Origin of the sequence: Ramlibacter henchirensis (genome assembly GCF_004682015.1) — a bacterium.
Classification (GTDB): domain Bacteria; phylum Pseudomonadota; class Gammaproteobacteria; order Burkholderiales; family Burkholderiaceae_C; genus Ramlibacter; species Ramlibacter henchirensis.
In genome coordinates this window covers 2,156,843-2,173,227 of record NZ_SMLM01000001.1, presented here as the reverse complement: position 1 = coordinate 2,173,227, position 16,385 = coordinate 2,156,843, and the positions used below count along the sequence as shown (strand labels likewise).

12 protein-coding genes are annotated in these 16,385 nt (G+C 69.4%); 7 read left to right on the top strand and 5 right to left on the bottom strand.

From position 1 onward, the window contains the following. Positions 1-141 precede the first annotated feature (141 nt). From glf to EZ313_RS10735, 3 genes are read left to right on the top strand one after another with little or no spacing between them, the layout of a single operon-like run. A complete protein-coding gene (glf, locus tag EZ313_RS10745) occupies positions 142-1,317 on the top strand; it encodes a UDP-galactopyranose mutase (protein WP_240788634.1) in 1,176 nt (391 codons plus the stop codon). Then, the gene (locus EZ313_RS10740; protein WP_240788585.1) at positions 1,304-3,511 is read left to right on the top strand and encodes a family 1 glycosylhydrolase; all 2,208 of its coding nucleotides are present in this window, start codon (positions 1,304-1,306) and stop codon (positions 3,509-3,511) included. Before glf ends, EZ313_RS10740 begins: the two co-directional genes overlap by 14 nt. Positions 3,512-3,520: 9 nt before the next feature. Continuing rightward, on the top strand, positions 3,521-4,147 hold the full coding sequence (locus EZ313_RS10735) for a DedA family protein (protein ID WP_135263145.1): 627 nt from the start codon (positions 3,521-3,523) through the stop codon (positions 4,145-4,147). On the opposite strand, the gene EZ313_RS10730 is transcribed toward EZ313_RS10735, so the two are convergent. From EZ313_RS10730 to EZ313_RS10710, 5 genes are all read right to left on the bottom strand, one after another. After that, on the bottom strand, positions 4,129-4,926 hold the full coding sequence (locus tag EZ313_RS10730; protein ID WP_135263144.1) for a general secretion pathway protein GspB: 798 nt from the start codon (positions 4,924-4,926) through the stop codon (positions 4,129-4,131). The genes EZ313_RS10735 and EZ313_RS10730 overlap by 19 nt on opposite strands. 12 nt (positions 4,927-4,938) lie before the next feature. Then, complete coding sequence (galK, locus tag EZ313_RS10725; protein WP_135263143.1) at positions 4,939-6,072, bottom strand: galactokinase; 1,134 nt, start codon at positions 6,070-6,072, stop codon at positions 4,939-4,941. Continuing rightward, positions 6,069-7,163 (bottom strand): galactose-1-phosphate uridylyltransferase, encoded by a 1,095-nt coding sequence (galT, locus tag EZ313_RS10720; protein WP_135263142.1) that lies wholly within the window; start codon positions 7,161-7,163, stop codon positions 6,069-6,071. Before galT ends, galK begins: the two co-directional genes overlap by 4 nt. After that, a complete protein-coding gene (locus EZ313_RS10715) occupies positions 7,163-8,944 on the bottom strand; it encodes a glycoside hydrolase family 2 protein (protein WP_135263141.1) in 1,782 nt (593 codons plus the stop codon). Before EZ313_RS10715 ends, galT begins: the two co-directional genes overlap by 1 nt. Before the next feature lie 82 nt (positions 8,945-9,026). Then, on the bottom strand, positions 9,027-10,127 hold the full coding sequence (locus EZ313_RS10710; RefSeq protein WP_135263140.1) for a class I SAM-dependent DNA methyltransferase: 1,101 nt from the start codon (positions 10,125-10,127) through the stop codon (positions 9,027-9,029). Between the two features lie 38 nt (positions 10,128-10,165). On the opposite strand from EZ313_RS10710, the gene hemE reads away from it, so the two are divergent. The 4 genes from hemE to EZ313_RS10690 all read left to right on the top strand — a co-directional run bounded on the left by hemE (position 10,166) and on the right by EZ313_RS10690 (position 16,371). After that, positions 10,166-11,257: a uroporphyrinogen decarboxylase gene (hemE, locus tag EZ313_RS10705; protein ID WP_135263139.1), complete on the top strand. Its 1,092-nt coding sequence runs from the start codon at positions 10,166-10,168 to the stop codon at positions 11,255-11,257. A gap of 341 nt (positions 11,258-11,598) precedes the next feature. Further along, positions 11,599-13,647, top strand: coding sequence for a primosomal protein N' (locus EZ313_RS10700; RefSeq protein WP_135263138.1), 2,049 nt, complete (start codon positions 11,599-11,601; stop codon positions 13,645-13,647). 130 nt (positions 13,648-13,777) lie between these two features. Continuing rightward, positions 13,778-15,070 carry an NHL repeat-containing protein gene (locus EZ313_RS10695; RefSeq protein ID WP_135263137.1) on the top strand — a complete coding sequence of 431 codons (1,293 nt, stop codon included), beginning with the start codon at positions 13,778-13,780 and terminating at the stop codon, positions 15,068-15,070. 26 nt (positions 15,071-15,096) lie between these two features. Beyond that, on the top strand, positions 15,097-16,371 hold the full coding sequence (locus tag EZ313_RS10690) for an NHL repeat-containing protein (RefSeq protein WP_167772559.1): 1,275 nt from the start codon (positions 15,097-15,099) through the stop codon (positions 16,369-16,371). The last annotated feature ends 14 nt before the right edge of the window (positions 16,372-16,385 follow it).

The window sequence follows — 16,385 nt, the reverse complement described above, 5'->3', positions numbered from 1 at the left end:
TTCATAAGCTCGTCGTCTCCCGGGCGCGCCAATTGCCTCCTCCCGTACTTGAGCAGGCGCAACACCTCCAGCGCCCGCGACAACCAGGAGTAGCAATTGGACAAAGGCAGTGAAGTCTTCAAGTCGGCCGTGTCGGCGGCCGTGCCCGGCCGGCGGGGTTTCGACTACCTCGTCGTCGGCGCCGGGTTCGCCGGCAGCGTGCTGGCCGAGCGGCTTGCCACCGTGCTCAACCAACGCGTGCTGATCATCGACAAGCGCCCGCACATCGGCGGCAACGCGTACGACCGGCACGACGACAACGGCATCCTCATCCACCCGTACGGCCCGCACATCTTCCATACGAACTCGGCCGACATCTTCGATTACCTCTCGCAATTCACGGAGTGGCGGCCCTACCAGCACCGCGTGCTGGCCAGCCTCGACGGTCAGATGCTGCCGATGCCGATCAACCTCGACACCGTCAACCGCATGTACGGGCTGAACCTCACCAGTTTCGAGCTGGAGAAGTTCTTCGAGTCCGTGGCCGAGAAGAAGGACAAGATCCGCACGTCCGAGGACGTCGTGGTCAGCAAGGTCGGCCGCGAGCTTTACAACAAGTTTTTTCGGGGCTACACGCGCAAGCAGTGGGGCATGGACCCGTCGGAGCTCGACGCCAGCGTCACCGCGCGCGTGCCCACCCGCACCAACCGCGACGACCGCTACTTCACGGACACCTACCAGGCGATGCCGCTGCACGGCTACACGCGCATGTTCGAGAAGATGCTGGACCATCCGAACATCAAGATCATGCTCAACACCGACTACCGCGAGGTGGTCGAGTTCCTGCCGTGGAAGCACATGGTCTACACCGGGCCGATCGACGCGTTCTTCAACTACAAGTACGGCAAGCTCCCCTACCGCAGTCTGGAGTTCAAGCACGTGAACCTCAAGCAGAAGCAGTTCCAGCCGGTGGGCACGGTGAACTACCCGAACGACTACGCCCACACCCGCATCAGCGAGTTCAAGCACATCACCGGGCAGCAGCACGAGACCACGTCGATCGTCTACGAGTACCCGCGCGCCGAAGGCGACCCGTACTACCCGGTGCCCAAGCCCGAGAACGCGGAGCTCTATCGCAAGTACGAGGCCGAGGCCGAGCAGCTATCCAACGTCACCTTCGTGGGACGGCTGGCGACCTACAAGTACTACAACATGGACCAGGTGGTCGGCCAGTCGCTGGCCACCTTCCGGCGGCTGCAGGAAAAGCATGCGGCGGCGGAAGCGGAGGCGGCGCTGGCATCCGTCCAACACACGACGGCCGGCAGTGGCAGTGCCTGAGTCCGCGCGAGAGCGCGAGGGCCGGCTGGAGCTGTGGGCCGGCCCGGAATGCACCGTCAATCGCGTCGGCGACCAGTACCTGGACCAGATGCGCTACAGCGGCTTCGAGCGCAGGCTCGAGGACCTGGATCGCCTGGCCGAACTGGGCATCACGCGAATGCGGTTCCCGATCCTGTGGGAGCGCACCGCGCCCGATGGACCCGCGAGCGCGGACTGGTCATGGGCCGACGAGCGCCTGGCGCGGCTGCGCGAACTGGGCGTGCGGCCGATCGCCGGGCTGCTGCACCACGGCAGCGGTCCGGTGCACACGAACCTGGCCGATCCGCGCTTTCCTGAGCTGCTGGCCGAGTACGCGGGCGCGGTGGCACAGCGCTTTCCGCAGATCGACGCCTACACCCCCGTCAACGAGCCGCTGACCACCGCGCGCTTCTCGGGGCTCTACGGCGTGTGGTATCCGCACGGCCGTGACGACCGCGCCTTCGTGCGCTGCCTGCTCGGAGAGATCCAGGGCACGGTGCTCGCGATGCGCGCGATCCGCAAGGTGAACCCGGATGCGCAGCTGGTGCAGACCGACGACCTGGGCTACACCACGGTGGCCACGCCGCGGCTGCAGTACCAGGCCGACTTCGAGAACCAGCGGCGCTGGCTCACGTACGACCTGCTGTGCGGTCGCGTCACCCGACAGCACCCGCTGTGGGATTGGCTGGTGCACCACGGCGCCACCGAGGCCGAACTGCTGGCCCTGGCGGACGAGCCCTGCCCGCCGGACATCCTCGGCATCAACTCGTACATCACGAGCGAGCGCTTCCTGGACGACCGGCTCGATCTCTACCCCGACCATCTGCGCGGCGGCAACGGGCGGCATCGGTACGTCGACGTGGAGACCGCGCGCGTGCTGGGCGCCCATATCGGCGGCTTTTCGGCACGGCTGCGCGAGGCCTGCGAGCGCTATGAGCTGCCGGTGGCGATCACCGAGGTGCACCTGGGCTGCAGCCGCGAGGAGCAGATGCGCTGGCTGCACCAGGCCTGGAACTCGGCCGCTGCATTGCGCGACCAGGGGCTCGACGTCCGCGCGGTGACGATCTGGGCGGCGTTCGGCACCTTCGACTGGGACAGCCTGGTCACGCGCGAGCAGGGCCACTACGAGCCGGGACTGTGGGACGTGCGCAGCGGCGAGCCGCGGCGCACCGCGCTCTATCACGTGGCTCGCTCGCTCGGCCACGGCCAGATGCCGGACCACCCGGTGCTGGAAGGCCCGGGCTGGTGGCAGCGCGAGCTGCGGCTGCTCTACCCGCGGCACGGCGAGCTCGAATCGCTGGCGGTGATCGGTCGCCCGCTGCTGATCACCGGCGCGACCGGCACGCTGGGCCGTGCGTACGCGCGGCTGTGCGACGTGCGCGGCCTGCCGTACAAGCTGCTCACGCGCCGCGAGCTGGACATCGCCGACCGCGCTTCGGTCGAAGCCGCGCTCGAGCGCTGGCAGCCCTGGGCCGTGATCAACACGGCAGGCTACGTGCGCGTGGACGATGCCGAGAACGATCCGCGCAACTGGCGCGAGAACGTGTATGGGCCTGAGGTGCTGGCCACGGCGTGCGCCGCGCGCGGCATCCGCCTCATGAGCTTCTCCTCGGACCTGGTGTTCGACGGCGGCAAGGACCGTCCCTACGTCGAGACCGACGAACCCCGTCCCCTGTGCGCCTACGGCCGCAGCAAGCACGAGGCCGAGCAGCGCATGCTGGCGGCGGCGCCGGATACGCTGGTGGTGCGCACCGCCGCGTTCTTCGGCCCGTGGGACCGGTACAACTTCGTCACCCAGGCATTGGCCGCCATGCGGCGCGGCGAACCTTGGCATGCGGCGCACGACCAGTGGGTGTCGCCCACCTACGTGCCCGACCTGGTGAAGACCTCGCTGGACATGCTGGTCGACGGCGAGCACGGCCTGGTGCACCTGGCCAATCGCGGCGCGGTGAGCTGGGCGCAGCTGGCGGAGATGGCGGCCGAAGCGGCGGGGCTGGACCGCAACCTGGTGCAGCACCGCCCCGGCGCCGAGCTGGGCTGGGTGGCGTGCCGCCCGCGCTACTCCGCGCTGGACAGCGAACGCGGCGCCGTGATGCCGACGCTGGAAGAAGGCCTCGTGCGCTACCTGGACGAAGTGGAAGAAGACGAACCGCCGGTCCCGATGGCCGGCAGCTAGGGGCGGCGCGTGTCGGAGTGGATCATCGGCGTGATCGAGCGCACGGGCTACCTTGGCGTCGCGCTGCTGATGATGCTGGAGAACGTGTTCCCGCCGATCCCCTCCGAGCTGGTGCTGCCCTTCGCCGGCTACGTGGCCGCCAGCGGGGGGCTCGACCCCGTCGGCGTGCTGCTCGCGGCGGTGGGCGGTTCACTGCTGGGCGCCGTGCCCTGGTACTGGGCGGGCCGCAAGCTCGGGCACGGCGGGCTGCAGCGCTTTGCGCGCAAGCACGGCCGGCTGCTGACGCTGGCGCCCGAGGACATCGATCGCGCGCAGCACTGGTTCAAGCGCCATGGGCCGGCGTCGGTGGCGTTCGGCCGGCTCGTGCCGGCGGTGCGCAGCGTCATCTCGATGCCGGCGGGCGTGGGGCGCATGCCGGTGGTGAGCTTCCTGCTCTGGTCGCTGGTCGGCACCCTGGGCTGGAGCACGCTGCTGCTGGGCGTCGGCTTCGTCTTGCAGTCGCGCTACGAAGAGGTGAAGGACCTGGTCGAGTGGGTCACGCGGGGCGTCGTGGCCTTCATGATCGCCGCCTACCTGTGGCGCGTGTGGCGCTTCGGCAGGGAGCGCGCGCCTTCGGGTCAGAAGAAGACGTTGTAGCGCGCGCCGCGGAAGCCGAGGACGGCGCTTTCCGGCCGCACCTCCTGCAGCACGACGCCCGAGCCGAGGTCCGCGCCTTCGCGGAACACCTGGCCGTTGACGATCAGCATGCGGCGCGCGGGATCGGGCGAGTAGACCGACCCGCTGATCACGAGCTTCGGCGCGTCCGCCGGCAGGCCGCGGACGGGCTGGCCCTGTGGCGCGGCCGACGCACCGGACACCGCGGCAGGTTGACGGTTCGCGGCGAACGGCGGCGTGACCTGCGCGGGCGGTGAGACGTTGGTGATCGGCGGGGCGGCGGAGTCGTCGCTGTTCGCCGGCCGGGGCGCGTTGTTCGCGCTCTGGGAAGGCGACACCATTCCCTGCGGCGCGCCGGGAGGCGGAGTCTGCGGCTGCGGATTCACGGAGGAGGTCGGCCGCCCGGTCGGCCCTGCCGTGTTCGGCGGCGTCTGCGCCTGCGGTGCCGGCTGCTGCGGCTGCGGCTGCGGCTGCGGCGGCACCTGGGCTTGCGGCTGCGGCTGGACCACCACCGGGCCCGCGCCCGGCTGGACGAGCACCGGCGCGGAGCCGGGCGGGACCACCATGGGCTGCGTGCCCTGCGGCGGCGCGGGCGACGGCGTCGCCAAAGCGCCGCTCGCACCCGAAGCACCGAACGGCCGGCCGCCGAAGGGCTCGGCGGGTGTCACCTGGGACGTCGCATGGCCGGCCGCGAACGCGGCAAGGCCGAAGGCGAACCGCACGAGCCCCAGCCGTGCGGCCTGGAATCCATCGCGGTCCATCCTGCTCTCCTTTCAGGGTGCGGCGGGCACCAGCAGCCGTCCACTGTGCCCCTTGTGGCGGTACTGCGCCAGCACCTCCTGCGCGACCTGGGGCACGGCCTGCTCGTCGCATAGCGCGACGCAGGCGCCACCGAAGCCGGCGCCGGTCAGGCGCGCGCCGTACACGCCGGCCTGTTTCTGCAGCAGGTCCACCAGCAGGTCCAGCTCCGGCGTGGACACCTCGTAGTCGTCGCGCAGGCTGGCATGAGAGGCGTTCATCAGCTCGCCGAAGTCGCGTGCGTCCTTGCAGGCCACGGCGCGCAGCACGCGCGCGTTCTCGGTGAAGACGTGGCGCGCGCGCCGCCGGGGAACGTCGGGCAGCGCCTCGATCGGCTCGAGGTGCTCGACCTCGCGCAGCGACCGCACGCCGAGCAGCCGAGCCGCTTCCTCGCACTCTGCGCGCCGCTGGTTGTAGCCGCTGGTGGCCAGCGTGCGCGCCACACCGGAATCGAGCACCAGCACCGAGCTGCCCTGCGGCAGCGGCACGGTGCGGCGCTCGAGCGAGCGCGTGTCCAGCAGCAGCGCGCGATCCGTCGCGGCGAGGCTCGAAGCCATCTGGTCCAGGATGCCGCAGCGCACGCCCGCGTACTGGATCTCGGCCTGCTGCCCGAGCTGCGCGATGCGCACGTCGTCGATCTTCATGCCGAGCAGCTCGCGCAGGCAGCGCAGCGTGGCCACTTCCAGCGCGGCGCTGGAGGACAGGCCCACGCCCATCGGCACTTCGGAGGCCACGTGGATATCGAGCGGCGGCACCTCCGCGCCCTCCTCCCGCGCGAGGCGCAGGCACCCGTAGACGTAGCTCGCGAAGTGTTCGCTGGGCCGCTCCTCGAGCGTGAACTCCACGGTGCTGCCCAGCTCGGCCGCATGCAGCCGGAAGTGCGACCGGCCGCTGCGCCGCATCGCCACGCGCGTCTGCTGCGGGATGGCCACCGGCAGCACGAAGCCGTCGTTGTAGTCGGTGTGCTCGCCCAGCAGGTTGACGCGGCCGGGCGCCTGCGCCTCGGCCTGCGGCCAGCCGTGGAACACCACTTCGAACTCGCGCGAGCACGGCGTGCGCGGCTGCTCCGCGCGGGCCTGCAGCTCGGCTTCCAATGCCACGTGGCTCATGTGAGGGATACCTCCACCTGTTGCAGATCCTTGGCCTTGTCCTCGGGCAGCGCGTCCATCGCGTACAGGCCGGCGGCGATCTCGGTGCCGGCCAGGTACTTGAGCCGGTCGCGCGTGCGGTACGGCGGCCAGATCTCGGCGTGCAGGTGCATCTCCGGATGAGGCTGGCCGTCGGTGGGCGCCTGGTACCACGCCATCAGGTACGGCAGCGGCCGCTCCCACATCCCGTCGAACTTGAGCAGCACCGTCTTGAGCGCGCGCGCCAGGTCGGCGCGTTCGGCCGCTTCCAGTTGCGCGAAGCCCCCGATGCGGCGGATCGGCGCGATCCAGACTTCGTACGGGTAACGGGCGCACACCGGCACGAACGCCACCGCATGCGGGCCTTCGTAGATGAGGCGAACCCGCTCGCGGCGCTCGGCTTCGATCATGGCTTGGAGCGGCCCGCGGCCGTGCCGCGCGTGGTACTCGGCCGCCACTTGCTGCATCCGCGCCGGCACCGGCGGCACCACCGGGTAGGCGTAGATCTGGCCGTGCGGATGGTGCAGCGTCACGCCCACTTCGGCGCCGCGGTTCTCGAACGGCAGCACGTACTGGATGCTCTCGCGCGCCCCGAGCTGCTCGGTGCGATGGCCCCAGACCTGCAGCAGCAGCTCGATGTGGTCCAGCGGCAGCCGGCCGAGCGCGCCCTTCGGGTCCTGCGTGAACACCACCACCTCGCACGCGCCGCGCGCCGGTTCCGTGGGCACGTACAGCTCGGGCGGCGCCGGGTCGCCCTGCGCCGCCTCGCCGAGCGACGGGAAGCGGTTGTCGAACACGGCGATGTCCCAGTTGCCCGCCGGCACCTCGGTCGGGTTGTCGTCGCGCACCGTGGCCGCGAGCGGGTTGTACTCGGGCGGCGGCAGGAACGTGCGGCCCTGGCGATACGCCGCGTACGTCACCCATTCGCCGCGCAGCGGATGCCAGCGCAGGTGCGGCGACGCGTTCAGCGGTTCCGGGAACGGGCTGGGCGCCTGCAGGCCCGGCTCGATCGGCCGGCGCGCGTAGAGCGTCAGGCGCCGCCCGTCCGGCTTGGTCAGCTCCTGCCGGTGCATCACATCGCTCCCGGGATCCAGGTGCGCGACTTGATCGTGGCCGCGCGGATGCGCTCGAGCGGGATCTTGGGCGAGCGGTCGGCGTTGAGCAGCCCGTTGGCCTCCTGGTAGGTGTCGGCGAACTGCGTGTAGCAGAAGCCGCTGAACAGGGCCGTGTGGATGATCGTGTGCAGCAGGTCTTCGTAGAGGCCCGCGAACTCCTCGGCGGTCTCGGCCTTGGTGTAGCCCCAGATCTTCTTCACGCCCGGCTCCGGCTTGCCCTGGAAGGCGATGCCGCCGAACTCGGTGAGCATGATCGGCTGTCCGCGGTGCGGGTAGCCGTCGAGCGTGAGCACGCGCCCGCCGGGACGGCGGCGGTCGAACAGCTGCTCGGGCGGGATCTCGCTGCCGTAACGCTGCCGGATGTGCTCGGTGTTGGCGTCGTAGTCGTGGATGCCGATGATGTCGGTGGCGCTGGATTCCCATCCGTCGTTGCCGATCACCGGCCGGGTCGCGTCCAGCGTCTTGGTCAGGTGGTACAGCGCCTCCACGGCGTGCCGCTGCTCACGCACGGCGGTCAGTTCCGGCACGCCCCACGACTCGTTGAACGGCACCCACGTGATGATGCAGGGGTGGCTGTAGTCGCGGTCGATCGCCTCGGTCCACTCGCGCACGATGCGCTTGATGGCGGTGCGGGTGAAGCGATAGGCCGAGGGCATCTCCTCCCAGACGAGCAGGCCGAGCTTGTCGGCCCAGTACAGGTAGCGCGGGTCCTCGATCTTCTGGTGCTTGCGCACGCCGTTGAAGCCCATGGCCTTGGCCAGCTCGACGTCCCGCCGCAGCGCCTCGTCGCCCGGCGGGGCGAGCAGCGTCTCGGGCCAGTAGCCCTGGTCGAGCACCATGCGCAGGATGTACGGCCGGCCGTTGAGCATGAAGCGGTCGCGCAGGATGTGCACGGAGCGCAGCGCGGTGTACGAGATGAACTCGTCGATGACCTCGTTGCCGCGCATCAGCCGCACGCGCGCATCCAGCAGCGTCGGCCGCTCGGGGCTCCACAGCAGCTCGTTGCGGAAGTCGTCGATGCCGGGGTCGGACAGCACGATGAAGCGGTCGACCTCGCCCTCGATCACCTGGTAGCGGTCGCGCGCCAGCAGCCGCTCGCCGTGCGAAAGGCTGATCTCCACCGACAGGTCGTCCACCTGCTCTCCGCGGACGCGGACTTCGAAACCGATCTGGAAACCGTCCACGCGCGGCGTCCAGCGGATCTTGTCGACGTAGGTGCGGGGCACGCGCTCCAGCCACACCGTCTGCCAGATGCCGGTGGTGCGCGGGTACCAGATCGAGTGAGGCTCGAGCTGCCAGTCCTGCTTGCCGCGCGGCTTGGTCAGCTCATGCGGATCGTCCTCGGCGCGCACGGTGACCACCTGGCGGCCGGAAGGCTCGAGGAACTGCGTGATGTCGGCGCTGAAGGGCGTATGGCCGCCCTCGTGCGTGGCCACCAGGTGGCCGTTGACCCAGACCTTGGCCGAGTAGTCCACCGCGCCGAAGCGCAGGATCACGCGGTCGCGGCCGGGCTTCATGTCGAAGTCGCGCTGGTACCAGCAGGCCGTGTGGAAGCCGCGGTCGGCGATGCCGCTGGCCTGCGACTCGGGCGGGAACGGAACGATGATCTGCTGCGGCCAGCGGTCGATGTCCTGCGGACGGGTGAATGCCAGCTCGTCGTCGTAGCGGAAGCGCCACGGCCCGTTCAGGGACGTCCAGTTGGCGCGCTGCAGCTGCGGGCGCGGGTAGGCGAAATCCAAAGCGTGTTCTCCTTGTGCGGGTGTTCATGCCCAGGGGACCCCGCTGGGGGCAACGCCCTTGCCCGGCCGTGGCCGAAAGGCGTCAGGACGGGGCGCCGGGCTTGCGAAGCCAGGCGAACAGGCCCGCCACGGGCCTTCCCTGGTCGATCCTCAGAGGATGCCGAACCGTGGATTCGAGGTCGAAACCGCGTTGGGCCGCGAGCATCCGTATGTAACGCTCCGAGTGCGCATAGCGCAGGCTCATGCGCAGCGCGAACGTCTCCTGCTCATCGGCTGCCTCCAGCGAGAAACAGAAAGCCCCGCCCGCATCGAGCACGCGCGCCGCGCCGTCGAACACGCTTTCGAGGGCGCCCACATAAACGAACACATCGCCCGCGATGAGCAAGTCGTAGCGCTTGCCAGTGGCCGCGAGGAACTCCGCGATGTCGCCCTGCACGACGTTGTCGTAAAGGCCGCTCGCGCGCGCCCGCTCGACCATGGCGGCCGACAAGTCGATGCCGTCGAGCCGCTCGCAGCGCGGCCGCAGCAAGGGCGCGACGAGGCCGGTGCCGCAACCGAGGTCGAGCGCGGCCCGGAAGCGCGGCTGCGCAAGCCCCTCCACCAGGATCTCGGGCCCGCGGTACTGCAGGGTGCCGGCCAGGTGCTGCTCGAAATCCTGGGCGTACGAGTCGAACAGCTGCTCGACGTACTGCCGCGGCGGCGCCGGCGGCGCGCTTTCCTGCGCCACGCCGGCGAGGTAGTAGGACATCAGCTGCCGGTCGGCGCCGTGCGCCATCGCTTCGCGGAACGCTTCGGCCGCCTCCTCGCGCCGACCGAGCTCGCGGGCCAGCGTGCCGCGCAAGCCCCAGGCCGCGGCGTTGTCGGGCGACAGCGCAACGGCACGCGTGACGGCGGCCAGCGCCTCGTCGCGACGGCCCATCTCCGCGAGCGCTGCGGCCAGGTGGCCCAGGGCTTCGGCGTTGTCGGGCTCCTGCTTCAAGGCCTCCTGCAGCAGCGCCGCGGCTTCCTCCACCTTCCCGAGTTTCAGTCGTGTGGCCCCGAGGTTGGTGAGCGTGGAAGGACGTCCGGGCACCAGCGACAGCGCGGCGCTGAACTCGCGGTCGGCGGCTTCGAAGCGGCCCGCGCGGTAGTGGTCCAGGCCGTGGAGGAAGAAGGCCTTGGCCTGTTCGAAGCGCGCGTCCATGGGCGGGATGATAGGAGCCGCCCTGCGACAATCGCCCGATGGCCTTCCCCCTCCTGAAGAACGACGTCTTCCTGCGCGCCTGCCGCCGCCTGGCCACGCCGTACACGCCGGTGTGGTTGATGCGGCAGGCCGGCCGCTACCTTCCGGAATACCGCGCCAGCCGGGAGCGCGCCGGCAGCTTCATGGGGCTGGCCACCAACCCGCAGTTCGCCACCGAGGTCACGCTGCAGCCGCTGGACCGGTATGCGCTCGACGCGGCCATCCTGTTCTCGGACATCCTGACCGTGCCGGACGCGATGGGCCTGGGCCTGTCGTTCGCGACCGGCGAGGGCCCGCGGTTCGCGTCGCCGGTGCGCGACGAGGACGCCGTGCGCCGGCTCGCGGTGCCGGACATGCAGCGCCTGCGGTACGTCTTCGACGCGGTCACATCGATCCGCCGCGCGCTCGACGGCCGCGTGCCGCTGATCGGCTTTTCCGGCAGCCCGTGGACGCTGGCCTGCTACATGGTCGAGGGACAGGGCTCGGACGACTACCGGCTGGTGAAGTCCATGCTCTACGCGCGGCCGGACCTGATGCACCGGATGCTGCAGGTCAACGCCGATGCGGTGGCCGCGTACCTGAATGCGCAGATCGAGGCCGGCGCGCAGGCGGTCATGGTGTTCGACAGCTGGGGCGGCGTGCTGGCCGACGGGGCCTTCCAGGCATTCAGCCTGGCCTACACGGCCCGGGTCCTGTCACAACTGCACCGCGAGTTCGACGGGCAACCGGTGCCGCGCATCGTCTTCACGAAAGGCGGCGGCCTGTGGCTGGAGGAGATGGCCGCACTGGATTGCGAAGTGCTGGGGGTGGACTGGACGGTGAACCTGGGGCGCGCCCGGGCGCTGGTCGGCGACCGCAAGGCGTTGCAGGGCAACCTCGACCCCAACGTGCTGTTCGCGCCGCCGCAGCGCATCGAGGAGCAGGTGCGGGCGACGCTGGAAAGCTTCGGCGCGCCGCACACCGGGCCGGGCGCCGGCCCCACCCACGTCTTCAACCTGGGCCACGGCATCAGCCAGCACACCCCGCCCGAGCACGTCCACGCGCTGGTCGACTCGGTCCACCGGCTCTCGCGCCGGCCGGTTGTGGCGTGAGCGTAAGCATCGGGAGATACCCTAGTGGACGGCCGCGCTGGAACGGCCCCGCGGCTTGACTTATGCACAAAAACTGTGTGGCGGGGCAACGGATCGGGTGTTAGCACGCCTACTTTGCTACGAAACCGATAGCGACGCTAAGTGCTTGATTTTCCTTGCATTGCGCGAATGCTTGTTTTCGAGGCAGCCCAGCCAATCGCTTGATTTTTCGGGGCTCGGCGCTCGCCGGGGGCGGTCTATCAACAAAGTTATCCACAAAAGCTCTGGACAGTGTCAAAACGCTGGGAAATCAGTCACTTGGGTAACTTTTCGCAAGCTGGGCTGAGGAGTCGGACGCAACGATGAGCGCGTGGCCGCATCGCGTGGCGGTGGTGGTGCCGACGCCCGCCCACAGCTCGATCGCGGGTCCGCTGACCTACGGAAGTGAGCTCGCGCTTCCGCCGGGAACCTTGGTTCGCGTACCGCTCGGGAAGCGCGACGTGCTGGGCATCGTCTGGGGCGAAGCTTTCGGCGACGGCGCACCGGTTGCGGGCGAGAAAGCGATCGGCGGGCCGCTGGATGGCCTGCCGCCGCTCGCAGAGGGCTGGCGACGGCTGGTCGCTTTCGCGGCCGCTTACTACCAGCGCAGCGTCGGCGAGGTGGCGCTGGCGGCGGTTCCGCCACAATTGCGTGAGCTCAGCCCCGAGCAGTGGCAGCGGCGGCTGCGACGCACTTCGGCCACGGCTGCGACCGGCAGCGTGGACGATCCGCCGATGTTGACCGAGGAACAGTCGGCGGCCTTGTCGCAAGTGCGCACCCAGCCAGGGCCTTTCCTGCTGTTCGGCGCGACGGGCAGCGGCAAGACCGAGGTCTACCTGCGCGCGGTGGCCGACGTTCTGGCGGCCGACCCGGCGGCGCAGGCGCTGGTGATGGTTCCGGAGATCAACCTCACGCCGCAGCTCCAGGCCCGTTTCGTGGAGCGGTTCGGCGAGGGCGCGGTCGTGTCGCTGCACAGCGGGATGACGAACCCGCAGCGGCTGAAGGCCTGGCTCGCCGCCCACACGGGGGCCGCGCGGATCGTGCTGGGCACGCGCATGGCGGTGTTCGCCTCCTTGCCCGGGCTGGCGCTGGTGATCGTCGACGAGGAACACGACCCCAGCTACAAGCAGCAGGAAGGCGCCCGCTATTCGGCGCGCGACCTGGCGCTGTACCGCGGCAAGCTCGAAGGTGCCAAGGTGGTGCTGGGATCGGCCACGCCGTCGCTGGAAAGCTGGCAGGCCAGCGAGAAGGGGCGATATCAGCGGCTCGCCATGCCTTCGCGCGTCGGCCAGGGCCGCCTGCCGGAGGTGCGGCTGGTCGACATGAACCAGCAGCCCAAGGGCACGGTGGTGTCGCCGCAGCTGCTGGCCGCCATCCAGGAGCGCATCGCGCGCGGCGAACAGTCGCTGCTGTTCCTGAACCGTCGCGGCTACGCGCCGGTGCTCGCCTGCAACGCGTGCGACTGGAAGAGCGAGTGCCCGCACTGCAGCGCCTTCCGCGTGTTCCACAAGATCGACCGCACGCTGCGCTGCCACCACTGCGGCTTCACCGAACGCGTGCCGCGCGCCTGCCCGCAGTGCGGCAACCTGGACATCGCGCCGCTCGGCCGCGGCACGGAGCGGCTGGAAGAACACCTGGCCGAGCTGTTCGCGGGCACCATGCGTCCTGATGGCCAGGCGGCGCGCGTCGCGCGCATGGACGCCGACACGACCCGGGCCAAGGGTTCGCTCGAGGCGCAGCTGACCGAGGTGCACTCGGGCGCGGTCGACGTGCTGGTGGGCACGCAAATGGTCACCAAGGGCCACGACTTCCGCCGCATCACGCTGGTGGCCGCGCTCAATGCCGATTCGGCGCTGTTCTCCAGCGACTTCCGCGCGCCCGAACGTTTGTTCTCGCTGCTGATGCAGGCGGCCGGCCGCGCGGGCCGTGATGCAAGCCGGGCCGGGCACAGCCAGATGTGGGTGCAGACCTGGGCGCCGGACCACCCGCTCTTCGGCGCCCTGCGCAAGCACGACTACCCCGCGTTCGCCCGGCAGCAGCTCGAAGAGCGCGAAGCCGCGGCCATGCCGCCGTTCTCGTATCAGGCGCTGGTGCGGGCGGAGGCGCGGACGCAGGAGGTCGCCCAAGGTTTCCTGCGTACCGCAGGTGACGCAGCGCAGGACTTACCCGAGGCTCCGCAGGTGACGGTCTTTCCGCCGGTGCCGATGGCGGTCCAGCGCGTGGCGAACGTGGAGCGCGCGCAGATGGTGGTGGAGAGCATGTCGCGCCCGGCGCTGCAGCGGTTCCTGGCCGGATGGCAGCCGGTGCTGCAGGCGCAGCGGGTGAAGGGGCTGATCCGCTGGGCGGTGGATGTGGATCCGTTGGCGATCTAGGCCGTGGCGCTGGCTCGCGCACGGGGAGTGCGTGACACGGATTCCGCGATGACGTAGGTCCTTCGCGGGCTCGAAGGGGGCGGGAAGTATCGGCGCGCCAGTGTCGGCTTCATCCCATCACACCCGCGCCATGAACCTGCGAAAGCCCAACCCTCTTGCCACGCCTGCCTGCAGCGCGCTTGCGTTGTCGTTTCTCATCACCGCCTGCGGCGGCGGGGGAGGCGGTGGCGGAACGCCCATCGATCCGCCGCAGCCGCCACCGCTGCCCCCCGTCGTTCGCGGGCCAGAGACTTTCGCGACCGCGGCCGTGGTGCTCGGACAGCCGAATTTCGAAAGCGCGGAGCGCAACCGAGGACTGCGCGTGAGTGCGGGCGGGCTGGCCAATCCAAGAGCCCTCGCTCTCACTCCAAGCGGCGATCTGCTCATCGCCGACAACGGCAACAACCGTGTCCTTCTCTTCACCCCGCCCCACATCTCCGGATCAGACGCGAAGCTGGTTCTCGGCCAGCCCAACATGGAAAGTGACGGCTTCGCCGTGACCCAGACGCGTTTGAACAACCCGCGGGGGCTGTCGGTCGGAGACGGGAAGCTGGCCGTCGCCGACAGGAAATCCAATCGCGTCCTCATCTACCCCCAAATTCCCGAGGAAGGCTTCGCACCCATCCCGAACGTCGTCATCGGCCAGCAGGGTTTCACTTCGTCGACACCGGACTGCGCACCGTTCGGGTTGAACCAACCCGAATCCGTCGTGATCACGCCGGATGGCAAATTGATCATCGCCGACACGTTCAACAGCCGAGTGTTGATCTGGGACTCCATTCCGGAGCCGGGGACTGCTCCGGCCCCGAGCTTGGTGCTGGGCCAGGAGAACGACCGCAGCTGCGAACCGAACGCAGGGAGAAGCAGCCCCAACGAGAGGACACTCTTTTTCCCTCTTGGCGTCTGGAGCAATGGACAGCAACTCGCGGTGTCGGACACCCTCAACTCGCGGGTGCTGATCTGGCGCACGTTCCCGAGAGACAACTTCCAGGCGGCTGAAGTGGTGCTGGGCCACTCCACCTTCACGAACACGACGCCCAACAGCGAACACGACGGTCAGGGACAACTTGAGAAACCGACCGCCCGCACGCTGTGGGGTCCTACGGGCCTCCACTCGGACGGAAACAGCCTTGCGGTCGGCGATGTCAGCAACAACCGTGTCCTGATCTGGAACACCTTCCCTCCGGCCAGCTTCCAGGCCGCCGACGTGGTGATCGGTCATGAAACGTTCGACCGGAGGGTCACGGTCGACGAAGACGGAGACGGCGATCCCGATGCTCCGACCTCCCGCAATCTGTTCGCGCCTGCCGGCGTCCTGCTCACGCCCGACGCGCTGATCGTGTCCGACCGGGACCACCACCGGGTGCTGGTGTTTCCGAGGTGATGACGATGGCCTTCGCAGCTTCAGCCATGACTTTTCCCGCGATTCGCGCCTGCGTTGCACTCGCGTCTGCTCTGCTCCTGCTCGCTTGTGGCGGCGGGAGCAGCTCGCCCCCGCCCGTCGCGCGCCACTTCACCAACTTCCAGGCCGCCAGCGTGGTGATCGGACAGCCCGATGCCACGAGCGGTGAGCCGAACCAGGGCGGATCCACGAGCCCTCACGGCCTGTCCACGCCCGGGGCGATGATCCTGGCGCCGCAGGGCCAGCTGCTCGTATCCGATTCCGGCAACCACCGCGTGCTGCTCTTCGATGCGCTGCCCGAAGTCTCCGGTGCAAGTGCGAAGGCCGCCCTGGGCCAGTCGAGCCTGCAGGCCGGGCTGCCATTCGTTTCCGACAAGCGCCTGGACAGGCCCGCCGGCGTTGCCGTCGGCCACGGAAAGATCGCTGTCGCGGACTGGGGTTCGAACCGCGTGCTGATCTTCGACCAGATGCCACTCGAGGGCACCATGCCGGCCGCCAAGGTCGTGCTGGGCCAGACCGGTTTCGATGATTCCGCGCCGGCCTGTGCAGCCAACGGCATGGACGGGCCCAACGGCGTGATCATCACGCCGCTCGGACAGTTGATCGTCGTGGATACCAACAACCATCGGGTCCTGGTCTGGAAGCAAGTCCCCGAGACCATGCCGGCGCCCGACCCGGACCTGGTGCTGGGCCAGGCCACCAAGGCCCACTGCGTCCCCAACGACGACCTGCAGGACGGAACGCCGGACACTTCCCTCGGGATGCCCATCGCGACGGCCAGGACCCTGATGTCACCGAGAGATGTGTGGAGCGATGGCCGCCGGCTCGTCGTGTCCGACGCGCTGAACAACCGTGTGCTGATCTGGACCTCGTTCCCCAGCGACAGCTTCCAGCCGGCAAACATCGTCCTCGGGCATTCCGACTTCTCGAACACGCGACAGAACGATGGGGACCGCGCCGGCGGGGCCACTCCGACGGCCCGGACCTTGCACCACCCGTCAGGCGTCCACTCCGATGGCACCAGCCTGGCCGTGGCCGACGTGGGCAACCATCGCGCTTTGATCTGGAACACCTTCCCGAGCGCGAATTCCGCTTCGGCAGACGTGGTGCTGGGGCAGCCCGGTTTCGACCAGGTCGTCATCACCGACACCAACCTCGACGGCATCGCCGATATGCCGACGGAACGCAACTTCGGCGCTCCGAACCGCGTGCTGATGACCGCCGATTCGCTGCTCGTCTCCGACGGTGCCTTCAACCGGGTCATGGTATTCCGCAAGCAATGAGCGGAGCAGCGGCG